We start from the raw sequence: 12485 nt of genomic DNA, 5'->3' as shown, positions 1-12485 counted from the left end.
GCGGCTGCTACTCGGGGCGGTACGACCCGAAGCACCACTGGTTGCCCTCGGGGTCGCGGGCCACGTACCCGCGACCCCCGTACTCCTCGTCGCGGAGCTCGCGCGTGATCTCCGCACCGGCGGCGACCGCGCGGGCGTAGTGCGCGTCCACGTCGTCGAGGATCAGGTAGAGGCAACTGCCGCCCACCGTCATCTCGATCTGGCCGTCGCCCCCGTCGAGCAGGCTCCCCAGCATGACGCACCCGTTGCCCCAGGCCAACTGCGCGTGCTGGATCACGTCGCCTTCGCCCGGCACGACCAACGTCGGCTCCAGGCCGAACGCGTCCCGCAGGAACGCGATGGCCGCGGGCGCGTCGCGGTACCGCAGGGCGGGGACCACCTCGGCAATCGGCTTGTCGGACATGGCCGCACTTCCTCTCTTCGGAACTCCGGATCCCCGATCACCGGTGGAACACCGCTTCCCTCCACTCTCGCCCCCGTCGCACCGCGCGTCTTGGACGAATGGGAACGGTCCTAGGTCGGGCCGACAGGAGGGCCGAGAAGGTGGCCGGCCAGGGGAGGCGGCAGCCGTGCCTCAGCCCTCGACGCCCGCACCGTCCGGCCGCAGCGCGGCGACATACGCGGTCGGGGTGCAGCCCGCCAGGTCGCGGAAGTCCCGGTTCAGGTGCGCCTGGTCGTAGTAGCCGCACACGTCGGCGAGCATCGCCAGCCCGGGCGGCGCGGGGCCGCCCAGCAGGCCCACCGCGTGCCGGAACCGCAGCAGGCGGGCCGCGGCCTTCGGCGGCAGTCCGACTTCGCGGCGGAAGTGCGCCGTGAGGTGGCGGCGGCTCCATCCTGTCTCGTCGGCCAGTTGGGCGACGCCCACGCACCCTCGCGACGCTTCCAGCAGCTCCCAGGACCGTACGACCTCGGGCCGCGGCACCGGCCCCTCCGCGAGCCGGCGCGTCCACACCGCGTCCAGCAGGGCAAAGCGCTCGTCCCAAGTCGCCGCGCAGGCCAGCCGTTCCGGCAGTTCCCGGCCGAAGCCCGCGGCGCCGTCCGCCAGTTCCTCGAACGGCACAATGCGGTCGGCGAGTTCGGCCATCGGCAGACCGAGCAGCGTGTACGCGCCCAGCGGTGTCAGGTCGACCTGCACACCCGCCTGGACCCCGACGTGCTCGGTCACCGTCGGCCCGTTGTGCAGACCGGCCACGAACGACACCGTCTCGTCGGGCGCGTCCACCCCGGGGAGTGTGTGCAGGCGAATGGGGTCACCGAAGCTGATGATCAGCACGACGCGGCGCTCCGCCACCTGGCGGCGCCGCACCGGAACGGTGGATTCCTCGATGTAGCCGCAGTATTCGCCGATCAGGCCGGCCATCGCCGGGTGCGGGCCGCGGCGGGCCATCTCCCAGGTCCCGAGCACCGAGGCGTGCCGCAGCACCCGAACCGGGACCGGATCGGCGCGAAGGGTGCCGGGAAGTGTCGGGGCCGTGCCCATGTTGCCCAGTGTGGCACCGTTGTCCGACACGGGCAGGCAGGCGCATCGACGGAGGGGCCGTGACCCGCGGCGACGGCGACGCGTGCCGGACCGCGTCCGTGCGGACGGGACGCCGCGTACGAGACCGTGCGTACGAGATCGTGCGGACGAGAGAGACAGCCACGAGACCAGGGGAGCCGGCATGCGGATCGCGGTATCGGCGGACGAGGTGGCGGGCGTCGCCGAACTCATCGGCGAGGAACTGAAGCGGCGCGGCCACGAGGTGGAGCTGTTCGGCGCCCTTGTGCCCGGCGAGCGCGCGGACTGGGCCTGGTGTTCCGAGGCCGCCGCGCGGGCCGTCGCCGAGGGACGCGCGGACCAGGCCGTGGTGGCGTGCTGGACCGGTGCCGGGGCGTCCATCGCGGCGAACAAGGTCGCGGGCGTACGAGCCGCGCTGTGCACGGACGCCGTGATGGCCGACGGGGCCCGCAAATGGGCGGACGCCAACGTCCTCGCGCTGAGCCTGCGGCTCACCTCGGCGCCGCTGCTCCAAGAGATGCTGGACGCCTGGTTCGCCGGCGGGCCGAGCGACGACCCCGTGGACCGGGAGAACGTCGCGCACGTCGCCGACATCGGCTGAGCCTCGCGCGTCGCCGAATCCCGGTTGCGTCATGGTGGGACCGGCCGGCGGGACCGACCGCAGATGTCGATCCCGCCTGCCGATCCCGTACGACCGGCTCAGCGCCCGCCGTTGCGCGAGGCCGACTCGGGGCGCAGGTCCAGGCGGCGCAGCAGCTGCGCGTTCAGGGCCACGACCACGGTCGACAGGCTCATCAGGATCGCCGCCAGTTCCATGGGCATGTCGATCCCGGCCCACGCCAGCGCGCCCGCCGCGATCGGCACGGTCACCAGGTTGTACCCGGCGGCCCACAGCAGGTTCTGCCGCATCTTGGCGTACACGGCCTTGGACAGGCGGCGGATCGAGACGACCGCGCGCGGGTCGTCCGAGGCCAGCACGATCCCGGCGGACTGCACCGCGACGTCGGTGCCCGCCCCGATTGCGATGCCCACGTCCGCGCGGGCCAGCGCCGGGGCGTCGTTGACGCCGTCCCCGACCATCGCCACGCGTCGGCCGCGCCGTTGCAGGGCGGCGACCTTCTCGTCCTTGTCGCGTGGCAGGACCTCGGCGTAGAGGTAGTCCACGCCGAGCTGTCCGGCGACCCATTCGGCGACCGGACGGGCGTCGCCGGTCACCATCGCGGCGCTGACGTGCGTGCGGTGCAGTTCGGCGATGGCTTCGTACGACTCGGGACGCACCTCGTCCTCGAGCGCCAGCGCGCCCTCAAGGCGTCCGTCGGCGACGACGTAGAGGACGGTCGCCCCGTGGCGGGACCACTCCGCGGCCCGGCCCGCGAGCTGTACGTCCGCGGTCAGGCGTGCGTTGCGGAGCAGCCCTGGGCCGCCCACGCGCACATCGCGCCCGGCCACGTCGGCGCGGATGCCGACGCCTTCCTCGGTACGGAAGTCCCGTACCGGACCCGGCAGGTTCCCGCCGCCGTCCTGCGCGGCCCGGACCACCGCCTTGGCCAGTGGATGGCCGCTGTCGCGCTCGGCCGCGCCCGCCAGGGCCAGCATCTCGCCGGCGTCCCGGCCGTCGGCCGCGGCGTGCGCGGTGACCGCGGGGGCGCCCCTGGTGAGCGTGCCGGTCTTGTCGAACAGCACCGTCTGCACGTCCCGCATGCGCTCCAGGGCGATGCGGTCCTTCACGAGGATGCCCTGCCGGGCCGAGATCTCCGTCGAGATGGCGATGACCAGCGGGATCGCCAGGCCCAGTGCGTGCGGGCAGGCGATGACGAGGACGGTGACCATGCGCTCCACCGCGCCGCCCGTCTCGCCGAGCACGGACCACACCACGACGGTCACCAGCGCGGCGGCGAGGGCGTAGTAGAAGAGCAGTGCGGCGGCGCGGTCGGCGAGCGCCTGGGCGCGCGAGCGTGACTTCTGGGCCTCGGCGACCATGCGGCGGATGCCCGCGAGCTGGGTGTCCTCACCGGTCGCGGTGACGGTCACGCGTACGACGTTGTCGATCAGCACGGTCCCGGCGACCACGGTGTCCCCGGCCTGCCGCCGCGCGGGCCGCGACTCGCCGGTGATGAGCGATTCGTCGAACTCGGCCGAGCCCTCGGCGACCTGCCCGTCCGCGGGCACCCGGCCGCCCGCCCGGACCAGCACGGTGTCCCCGGCGGCGAGGTCCGCGACGGGCACGTTGTGCGCGGTCTCGTCGGCGTCGATCCGTTCCGCGGTGTCCGGCAGCAGTTCGGCCAGCGCCTCCAGCGCCCCCGACGCGGCGCCCAGCGCGCGCATTTCGAGCCAGTGGCCGAGCAGCATGATGTCGACCAGCAGAACGAGTTCCCACCAGAAGTCCAGCTCGTGCGAGGCGATCTCCAGCGTGGCCGCCCACGACGCCACGAAGGCGACCGTGATGGCCATCGCGATCAGCGTCATCATGCCGGGTCGGCGGTCGGTCAGTTCGGTGCGGGCGCCGGTCAGGAACGGCAAGCCGCCGTACCCGAACACGAGCGTGCCCAGCACCGGCGGGATCCAGGTCGAGAGGGGGAACTCCGGCGGCTCGTAGCCGAACAGGTCGGCGAAGCCCGTGCTGAAGACCAGGACCGGCACGGACAGCAGCAGGCAGCGCCAGAACAGGCGGCGGAACACCTCGCCGTGCGCGCCGTGCCCTGCGTGGGCGTCCTGGCCCGCGTGCGGGTCGCGGTCCCCTTGGGTGTCGTGGCGCGCGTGGTCCTTCCGCTCTTCGTGGCCGTCATGGCCTTCGCCCGGGGCGTGGCCGCCGTGGCCACTGCCGTGCGCGTCACCGGGCCCGCGGCTTGGGGGCTGCCCGTCGGTGTGCCCGGTGTGCGTCATCTCGGCCTCCTCCGCGTCCGTGTCCATGAACCTATACCCCGTACGGGTACCCAGGCCGGAACTCGTCTAACGTGCCGTTTTGCGGGCGTACGCCCGCAGCTCCGGTCCGCACCCGATGCCCGCACACCCGCCGATGTATCCGGATCACCGGAAAATGCGACCCGGCCGGCGACGGACCCGGGGGCGAACCGGGTGCCGAAGCGTTCGGGGGTCTGGCACTGCCCATTTCGCCCGCCGCCGGGGTCGGCGCGCGATCCACTGCGACAATCGAGAACAGGGGACACGGCCACGACGGCGAATTCCATTGCGGCTCAAGGGGGAGCGGTATGGCGGAGGACTGGCCCGCGGACTGGGACGACCTGGTCAAGGGCGTCGGCTGTGGGATGTGCGCGCAGGGGAGGCCGGAGCGTACCGAGTACGGCGTGCTCATCCGCGCGGGCGAGCACACCGACGCCTACCTCCAACGCGCGGAGGTGCGTCCGGGCTACAGCCTCGTCGTCTGGCGCGGCAGACACGTCACCGAGCCGACGGAACTGAGCGCGGACGAGGCGACCTCGTACTGGGCGGACGTCCTCGCCGTGGCGCGCGGCCTGATCGCCTGCTACCGGCCGCTCAAGATGAACTACGAGACGCTCGGCAACAGCCTGCCGCACCTGCACACCCACCTTGTCCCGCGCTACCGCGTGGACCCCGCCCCGGGCCGCCCGTTCCCGCTCGGGCCGGGGGAGGCCAAGCTCCCGGACTCCGAGATCGAACACCAGGCGGCCCGGCTGCGCGCGCACTTCGAGCGGCATCCGAACGGCGCCGGCGAGGGGTAGCCGCCGGGGCGGGCGGCAGCGCCGTTTCCCGGAAGTTCCGGGTGGACGGACGGTGTTGGGCGGGCACAGTGGTTGTGCGATGTGGGATGCGTGGACTTACGGGCGTCCGCCGTGGCTGCCGGTGAAGGCAACTGGGCACACCTGCCCGGTGTCCCCGGCCGATCGGGACTGGATCGAGCGGTGGTACCGGCGCCTGACCGCGGAGTTCGGCCGCGAGATCGCGCTGCCGACACCGGACTTCGTCCCGTCCGCGGTGAGGCACGACAGCGGCGGCGCCCCCGGCACACGGTCGGCAGGTGCCGGCGCTTCTACCGGGCGAGCACATTCGACCCCGTCGACCGCCGACCACCGTCGTGGCGACCCTCGGACACGAGCTGGCCCACGCCCGACTGCTCGGCTAAGGCCGGACCGGGTTCGACGGACCGGAGCACGAGAACATCACCGACCTCGCGACGGTGTTCTTCGGCATGGGCGTGTTCACCGCCAACGCCGCCGCCTTCACCCGCGCCACGAGCGCCGCGGCCTGGGCGGCCGCCCCGCTGGGCGACTTCGACGACAGCACGCTCAACGGAGTCGACTACTTCGGTGTCCGTCGCCTGGGACTACCTCGACCCCGCGCAAATCGGCTACGCCCTGGCCTGCCACTGCCGGCTGCGCGGCGAACTCGATCCACCCTGGGCCCGGTACGTGGCCGCGGCGCCGCGCCGCGCCGCAGCAGGGCATCGCCTATCTCCGCCACCGCACGGGACACCACGACCGGTTTTTGGAGTCGGGGACGCGCCGACGCCGGACACGAAGAGCAGGTCCCGGCCCGTCGGAGGGTTGGCCGGTTGGCCGGTTGCTAGGTTCGCGGGATGACAGTGGCATTGATCGACTCCGGGCTCGGACTCCTCCCCACGGCCGGCTGGCTGCGCCGACTGGCCCCGAGCCTCGACCTGCTCCTGCTGCTCGACCCGGACGGTATGCCGTGGGGCTCGAAGTCGGCGCAATTCGTCACCGACCGGCTGCTCGCGGGCGGCGAGCTCGCGGTCGAGCGCGGAGCGCAGGCCCTCGTCGTGCCGTGCAACACCGCCACGGTCACCGCGATCGACACACTTCGCGAGCGGTTCGAGCCGGACATCCCGGTCATCGGCACCGTCCCCGCCGTCAAGCCGGCCGCGGCCGCGGGGGTGCCGATCGCCGTGTGGGCGACCGTGCGAACCACCCAGAGCGACTACCAGCAGCGCCTGATCGCGGAACACGCGGACGGCATCGAGGTGTTTCCCGTCGCCTGCCCAGGGCTCGCGGAGGCGGTGGACCGCGGCGACGGCGCCGCTATCGACCAGGCCGTCGCCGCGGCGGTCGAGCAGACACCACGCGCGTGCGGGTCGGTCGTGCTCGGCTGCACGCACTACCCGCTGGTCGCCGAACAGATCTTGCTCGGCCTTCCCGAGGCCACCACGTTGTACGACAGCGCCGAAGCCGTCGCCCGGCAGGCGCTCCGCAGGCTCGGCACCGACCACGCACCGTCCGGCACTCCCGGCCGCGTGGACGTGGTCGCCAGCGGTCGCCCCGGCGTCCTGCCGCCGACCGCGCACCGGTACCCCGTGGGCCGGGCACTGGCGGCCGCGGCGGCGATGCCGCTGGAGTTCCTGCCGCCCGCGGTGTCGGTGCGCGGCGCGACGAGCGGGACGCTGCTGCTGGAGTGACCGCCGGTCGTGGCCCCGTACGGTTCGGCGCTGCCCGTAGAACCCCTGCGCTCTCAGCCCTTTCCATAGGCATTGCGGCTGTACGGACCGTGCGGCTGTGGGCTGTGGGGTTGTGGGTCTCGGGCTCAGTGGTCCGCGTGGTCGTCGTGTTCCGCGAGCCGGGATCCGCGGAGCATGAACCACGCGGCGACGGCGGCGGCGACGAGGACGACCGCGCCCGCGCCCGCGGCTATGCGCAGGCCGTCGAGGAACGCGTCCTGCGCCGAGGCGGCCAGCGCGGTGCCCAGCGGGTCCGGCAGGGCGCCGGCCGCGTCGACCGCGCCGGCAAAGGAGTCGTTCGCCGCGTGCGCGGCCGAGCCGTCGACGCCGGACGGCACGGTGAGGTGCCCGCGGTAGACGCCGGTGATCACCGAGCCGAGCAGCGCGATGCCGAGTGCCGCGCCGAGTTCGTACGCGGTCTCCGAGATCGCCGACGCCGCGCCCGCGTTCTCCTTCGGCGCGCTGGACATGATCAGGTCGGCGGTCACGGTGAACGACAGCCCCGCGCCCAGGCCGACGAACAGCAGCGCGGTGCCGACGAGCGCATAGTGCGAGCCGTCGTCCAGCGCCACGAGCGCGCCCAGTGCCAGGCCCACCGCCGCGAGACCCGTGGAGACCACGAGGCGCGGCGACAGGCGGCGGGCGATCAGCCCGGCCACGACGCCGGTGAAGACGGCGCCGACGGTCGCGGGCAGTTCGGCCAGACCGGCCTTGAGCGGGCTGAGGCCCTGCACGAGCTGGAAGTACTGCGACAGGAAGAACACCACGCCCGACAGCCCGAAGACGGTGAGCAGGTCGGCCAGCACCGCACCGGAGAAGTTGCGGTTGCGGAACAGCCGCATGTCCAGCAGCGGCACCGGTAGCGAGAACTGGCGACGGGTGAACCACACGAGCGCGGCCACCCCGAGGACGCCGGACGCCACCGCCTCCCAGTGCGGGCCGTACGCGGCCGTCTTCTTGACCGCGTACACGACGGCGATCATGCCGACCAGCGACAGCAGCGCGCTGGGGACGTCCCACGGACCCGGGTTCGGGTTACGGGACTCCGGCAGCACCCTGACGCCGACGACGATCAGCAGAGCCATCACCGGCAGGTTGATCGTGAAGACCGAGCCCCACCAGAAGTGTTCCAGGAGCAGCCCGCCGACCACCGGGCCGACCGCGGCACCGGCCATCGACATCGCACCCCAGATGCCGATCGCGAAGCTGCGCTCACGCGGGTCGGGGAACAGGTTGCGGATCAGGGCCAATGTCGACGGCATGAGCGTCGCACCCGCGACACCCATCGCCGCGCGGGCGGCGATCAGCGCCTCGGCGGACGGAGCGTACGCCGCCACCAGCGACAGCAGGCCGAACGCCGCCGAGCCCCACAGCAGCAGCCGCTTGCGGCCCAGCCGGTCGCCGAGTGTGCCCATGGACACCAGCAGACCCGCGATGACGAACGAGTACGCGTCCCCGATCCACAGCAACTGCGAGCCGGACGGCTGGAGATCCGCGCTGAGGAACGGCACGGCCAGCCCCAGCACGGTCGCGTCGATCGCGACGAGCAGTACGGCCAGCGTCAGCACGGTCAGGGCGAGCCAGCGGCCCGGGTGTGCGCCCTCGCCCTCGGCGTGGCCGGAGGATGCGGTCTTGCCCGGAGGGCCGGCGGGTGAGTGCGTTGTGGTGTCGGCGGGTGAGTGGTTCACGGGAAGTCCCAGGTCAGGGTGGGGCAGGTAGGGGAGAAGCAGCGGAAAGGGGGCGGCGGAAAGGAGGGGAGGCGTCGCAGGGACGAAGCTTCACGGGGCGTGGGACGGAGAGGTGTCGCGATCAGACACCCCGCAGGTGGTCGGACCGGGCGGGATCGGGTGCACGGGCGGGCCGTGGGCGGCGTCGCCGAGGGCTCGGAGAGGTCCGGGCCGGCGGGCGGAGTCGCGGGGGAGGAGCAGCGCGCGGGCAGGGCGTCCGCAGGGAGTGGTGGGAAGTGCGGGGAGGACCGGGCCGAAGAGGTCTCCGGGACCTACGACTCCCGCCGCAGCACCCCGCCGAGCAGCAGCTCGACGACCACGCGCGGCGCCTCGCGCCGGGCGAGCCGCCCGTCGCGCACGGACCAGCCGGCCCCGACGGCCAGTGAGAACGCCGCCTCGCTGATCCACTGCGCGGGCAGGTCGACGCGTACCGTTCCGGCCAATTGGCCCTCGCGTACGACCGCGGTCACGCGCCCGTCGATGCGCTCCCACGCCGCGTCGATCTCGGGGACGTCCAGCAGCGCGTTCTCGCCGTAGAGGAACCCGAGGAACTCGGCGATCGGCATCAGCTCGTCCACCAGCCGCCGCAACGCGTCGCCCGCGTCGCCCTCTTCGATGCGGGCCGCGTCGACCGCGGCCTCCACCTGCTCCAGCGCGCGGGCCCCGAGAGCGAGGGCGAGGGCGTCGCGCCCCGGGTAGAGCCGGTGCAGGGTCGCCCGGCTGATCCCGGCCGCACGCGCGATCTCGTCCATGGAGGACGCGGGACGCCGGATCAACTGGGTCGCGGCTTCGCGCAGGACGTGCTCGCGGTCGGTGGACATGATCCGATGATACCTCATATGAGACATGAATGTCTCAGTGGATTTCCTCCGTGCGGCCCGCGCGGTCAACCGCCCTTCCGGAGCGCGGTCCGCGGGTGGTAGCAAGAACTTGACCAGAGCTAAGAAAACCGGTTTTCTCAGGTGCTGCACGCGGTTCTCCGCGACGCACCCACGGCACAGGCGACGACGGCACGGAGGCCCGATGTCCGACAACCCGACCAGCACCGCCCCCGACGCAGGCCAGGGCGCCGCGCGTGATCCGTTCGACCTGACCGGACGCGTGGCGATCGTCACCGGCGGCAGCCGCGGCATCGGCCTGGCCATCGCCAAGGGCTTCGCGGCGCGTGGCGCCAAGGTCGTGGTCGCCAGCCGCAAGGCCGACTCGTGCGACGCGGCGGTCAAGGACATCGAGGCCACGGGCGGCGAGGCCCTCGCCGTGGCCACGCACATGGGCGAACTCGACGCGCTGCAGAACCTCGTGGACCGTACGGTCGAGCGCTTCGGCGGCATCGACATCGTGGTCAACAACGCCGCGAACCCGCTCACCCTCCCGATCGGGCAGTACACGCCCGAGGCGTGGGAGAAGTCGTTCCACGTCAACCTGCGCGGCCCGGTGTTCCTGACCCAGTACGCGCTGCCGCACCTGCGCCGTAGCACGGTCGGCGCCTCCGTCATCAACGTGATCAGCGCCGGGGTCTTCCTGCGCTCGGAGCCGACGTCGCTGTACGCCTCCGCGAAGTCCGGCCTGCTGGCGTTCACGCGCTCCGCGGCCGGCGCCCTCGCCCCCGAGAACATCCGCGTCAACGCCCTGGCCCCCGGCACCGTCGACACCGACATGGTGCGCAACAACACGCCCGAGGTCGTCGCGTCGATGGCCAAGTCGTCCCCGATGGGCCGCATGGCCGCGCCGGAGGAGATGGTCGGCCCCGCGCTGCTGCTCGCCTCGGACGCGGGCAGCTACATCACCGGCCAGGTGATCAGCCCAGACGGCGGTCTGACCGTCCACTGACGCGGAACACGGAAAGCGAAGGCCCAAAGCGAAGGCCCAAAGCGCAGCACCGAAAGCGAAGGCCAAGAGCGGAATCGGAAAGCCGAGGCCGGCAAGTCCCCCGATCGGGCGGGGACTTGCCGGCCTCGGCCGGGAACGGCGTGCGGCGCGCCGTGCCCGGAAGCCCGAGCCCCGAGCCCCGAGCCCTGAACGCCGAGCCGTGAACGCCGGGTGCTGAGCCGTGGGCAGGAACCCGTCAGGCGCGGGCCGTCACCGGGGCGGCGTCCGCGGCGGGGCCCGGTCCGGCGTCCTGCCCGGCGTCCGGGGAGTCGTCGTTCCCGGCGCCCGGAACCGTGCCCGCCGCCGTCGGCGGCACGTGCCGCAGGGCCACGAGAACCAGCACGGTCAGCGCCACGATGAGCGCCGTCGCCACCACCGACACCGCACCCAGGCCGCTCACGAACGCTTCGCGGGCCGGCTCCATGAGCGACCGCGCGACCGTGTCCGGCAGTTCGGCCGCCGCGGCGTGCGCCCCGGCCATCGAGTCCTCCGCGGCACTCGCCGCGTCCGCCGGCACCGACTCGGGGATCCGCCCCGACAACTCGTCGCGGTAGACCGCGGTGCCGATGCTGCCGATCACCGCCACGCCGAACGCGATGCCGAGCTCACCGCCCGTGGAGTGCATCGCGGACGCCGAACCCGCCTTCTCCTGCGGAGCCGACCCGACCACCAGGTCGGTGGCGAGCGACATCTCCGGTCCGGTGCCGGCGTACAGCAGGATGAACCCGGTGACCAGGATCGCGAGTCCGCCCTCGTCGACCTGGGTGAGCAGCGCGTAGCCGGTCGCGGAGACGAGCATCGAGACGGTCAGCACGTACGCGGGGCGGATCCGCCGGGTGAGCACCGGCGCGAGCATCGACGTGCCGATCAGGGCGAGCGATCCCGGCACCAGCAGCAGTCCCGATTCGAGCGGGGACAGCTCCTCGACGAGTTGCAGGTATTGCGTGATGAACAGGTACGTGCCGCCCAGCGCCGCACCGACCAGCGTGCTGGTGGCCAGGGCCGCACTGAAGGAACGGTTCGCGAACAGGCGTATGTCCAGCAGCGGGTGCTCCAGGCCGCGCTGCCGCAGCGCGAACCACACGCCCATGGCCACCCCGACGACCAGCGCGCCGACCGAGACGCCGTCCACGCCGTGCTTGGCGATCTGCTTGATGCCGTAGACGATCGGCAGGATGGCGGCCAGCGACAGCACGACGCTCACCAGGTCGAGGCGACCGCCCTCGGGGTTGCGGTACTCCGGCAGCAGGAGTGGGCCGGCCACCAGCAGCACGCCCATGATCGGAACCGCCAGCAGGAACACCGAGCCCCACCAGAAGACCTCCAGCATCAGCCCGCCGATGACCGGGCCGAGCGCGACGCCCACCGAGAACGCCGCGGCCCAGACGCCCATCGCGAACGCCCGCTGCCGCGGATCGCGGAACAGCAGCCCGATCAGCGACAGCGTGGACGGCATGATGCTCGCGCCCGCCACCCCCAGCAGGGCACGGGCGGCGATCAGGGTCTCGGCGTTCGGCGCGTACGCCGCGAGCAGCGACGCCGCCCCGAACGCCAGCGCGCCGACCAGCAGGACCTTGCGCCTGCCGATGCGGTCGCCCAGCGTGCCCATGGTCACCATGAAGCCCGCGATCATGAAGCTGTAGATGTCCATGATCCAGAGCATCTGGGTGCTGCTCGGATCGAGATCCGCGCTCAGTTGTGGTGCCGCGAGATAGAGCAGCGTGACGTCGAATGACAGCAGCAGCGTCGCGAGGGCCAGCACGGCCAGGCCCAGCCACGCCCGGCGGTCGGCCCGTGCCGGGACTTCGGTGCCTGCGGCGGCGGTGACATGCATGACGGACTCCTGAGGAAGGCGGGGACGAGAACAGGCGGGCGGTCGCGGGGTGGTCGCGGGGCGGCCTATGGCGGTCAGGTGACGCGGACGGGGCGGGGCGGCCGGGAGGACGTGGCCGGGGGCCGGCCG

Annotated in this window: 11 protein-coding genes; 4 read left to right on the top strand and 7 right to left on the bottom strand. The window is 72.8% G+C overall.

Annotated elements, in window-relative coordinates; translation table 11 throughout:
- Positions 1-7: 7 nt before the first annotated feature.
- Entirely contained in the window at positions 8-403 is a 396-nt protein-coding gene (locus ACWD12_RS06065) for a VOC family protein (RefSeq protein WP_450098530.1), read from the bottom strand.
- A 171-nt stretch (positions 404-574) separates the two neighbouring features.
- Positions 575-1480: a helix-turn-helix domain-containing protein gene (locus ACWD12_RS06060; RefSeq protein WP_450098529.1), complete on the bottom strand. Its 906-nt coding sequence runs from the start codon at positions 1478-1480 to the stop codon at positions 575-577.
- A gap of 181 nt (positions 1481-1661) precedes the next feature.
- On the opposite strand from ACWD12_RS06060, the gene ACWD12_RS06055 reads away from it, so the two are divergent.
- Positions 1662-2099: an RpiB/LacA/LacB family sugar-phosphate isomerase gene (locus ACWD12_RS06055; protein WP_450098528.1), complete on the top strand. Its 438-nt coding sequence runs from the start codon at positions 1662-1664 to the stop codon at positions 2097-2099.
- A 98-nt stretch (positions 2100-2197) separates the two neighbouring features.
- On the opposite strand, the gene ACWD12_RS06050 is transcribed toward ACWD12_RS06055, so the two are convergent.
- Positions 2198-4408, bottom strand: coding sequence for a heavy metal translocating P-type ATPase (locus tag ACWD12_RS06050; protein ID WP_450098527.1), 2211 nt, complete (start codon positions 4406-4408; stop codon positions 2198-2200).
- A gap of 299 nt (positions 4409-4707) precedes the next feature.
- On the opposite strand from ACWD12_RS06050, the gene ACWD12_RS06045 reads away from it, so the two are divergent.
- Positions 4708-5199 (top strand): HIT family protein, encoded by a 492-nt coding sequence (locus tag ACWD12_RS06045; RefSeq protein WP_450098526.1) that lies wholly within the window; start codon positions 4708-4710, stop codon positions 5197-5199.
- A 397-nt stretch (positions 5200-5596) separates the two neighbouring features.
- On the opposite strand, the gene ACWD12_RS06040 is transcribed toward ACWD12_RS06045, so the two are convergent.
- Positions 5597-5767, bottom strand: a complete 171-nt coding sequence (locus ACWD12_RS06040; RefSeq protein WP_450098525.1) for a hypothetical protein — start codon at positions 5765-5767, stop codon at positions 5597-5599.
- 286 nt (positions 5768-6053) lie between these two features.
- Here ACWD12_RS06040 and ACWD12_RS06035 point away from each other — a divergent pair, with 286 nt between their 5' ends.
- Positions 6054-6887: a glutamate racemase gene (locus ACWD12_RS06035; RefSeq protein WP_450098524.1), complete on the top strand. Its 834-nt coding sequence runs from the start codon at positions 6054-6056 to the stop codon at positions 6885-6887.
- 125 nt (positions 6888-7012) lie between these two features.
- On the opposite strand, the gene ACWD12_RS06030 is transcribed toward ACWD12_RS06035, so the two are convergent.
- Entirely contained in the window at positions 7013-8500 is a 1488-nt protein-coding gene (locus ACWD12_RS06030) for an MFS transporter (RefSeq protein ID WP_450098757.1), read from the bottom strand.
- Positions 8501-8925: 425 nt separating this feature from the next.
- Entirely contained in the window at positions 8926-9474 is a 549-nt protein-coding gene (locus tag ACWD12_RS06025; RefSeq protein WP_358349591.1) for a TetR/AcrR family transcriptional regulator, read from the bottom strand.
- A 202-nt stretch (positions 9475-9676) separates the two neighbouring features.
- On the opposite strand from ACWD12_RS06025, the gene ACWD12_RS06020 reads away from it, so the two are divergent.
- Positions 9677-10483: an SDR family NAD(P)-dependent oxidoreductase gene (locus ACWD12_RS06020; protein WP_358349593.1), complete on the top strand. Its 807-nt coding sequence runs from the start codon at positions 9677-9679 to the stop codon at positions 10481-10483.
- 235 nt (positions 10484-10718) lie between these two features.
- Here the strand turns inward: ACWD12_RS06020 and ACWD12_RS06015 are convergent, their stop codons facing one another.
- A complete protein-coding gene (locus tag ACWD12_RS06015; RefSeq protein WP_450098523.1) occupies positions 10719-12356 on the bottom strand; it encodes an MFS transporter in 1638 nt (545 codons plus the stop codon).
- Positions 12357-12485: the final 129 nt, after the last annotated feature.

The organism is Streptodolium elevatio, assembly GCF_053592165.1.
The sequence above is the reverse complement of the archived record's forward strand: the minus strand, read 5'-3'. Positions and strand labels throughout refer to the sequence as shown.

Coding starts and splice junctions, on each gene's coding strand:
- ACWD12_RS06065 (WP_450098530.1), bottom strand. CDS start 403: ATGTCCGACAAGCCGATTGCCGAGGTGGTCCCCGCCCTGCGGTACCGC.
- ACWD12_RS06060 (WP_450098529.1), bottom strand. CDS start 1,480: ATGGGCACGGCCCCGACACTTCCCGGCACCCTTCGCGCCGATCCGGTC.
- ACWD12_RS06055 (WP_450098528.1), top strand. CDS start 1,662: ATGCGGATCGCGGTATCGGCGGACGAGGTGGCGGGCGTCGCCGAACTC.
- ACWD12_RS06050 (WP_450098527.1), bottom strand. CDS start 4,408: ATGGACACGGACGCGGAGGAGGCCGAGATGACGCACACCGGGCACACC.
- ACWD12_RS06045 (WP_450098526.1), top strand. CDS start 4,708: ATGGCGGAGGACTGGCCCGCGGACTGGGACGACCTGGTCAAGGGCGTC.
- ACWD12_RS06035 (WP_450098524.1), top strand. CDS start 6,054: ATGACAGTGGCATTGATCGACTCCGGGCTCGGACTCCTCCCCACGGCC.
- ACWD12_RS06025 (WP_358349591.1), bottom strand. CDS start 9,474: ATGTCCACCGACCGCGAGCACGTCCTGCGCGAAGCCGCGACCCAGTTG.
- ACWD12_RS06020 (WP_358349593.1), top strand. CDS start 9,677: ATGTCCGACAACCCGACCAGCACCGCCCCCGACGCAGGCCAGGGCGCC.
- ACWD12_RS06015 (WP_450098523.1), bottom strand. CDS start 12,356: ATGCATGTCACCGCCGCCGCAGGCACCGAAGTCCCGGCACGGGCCGAC.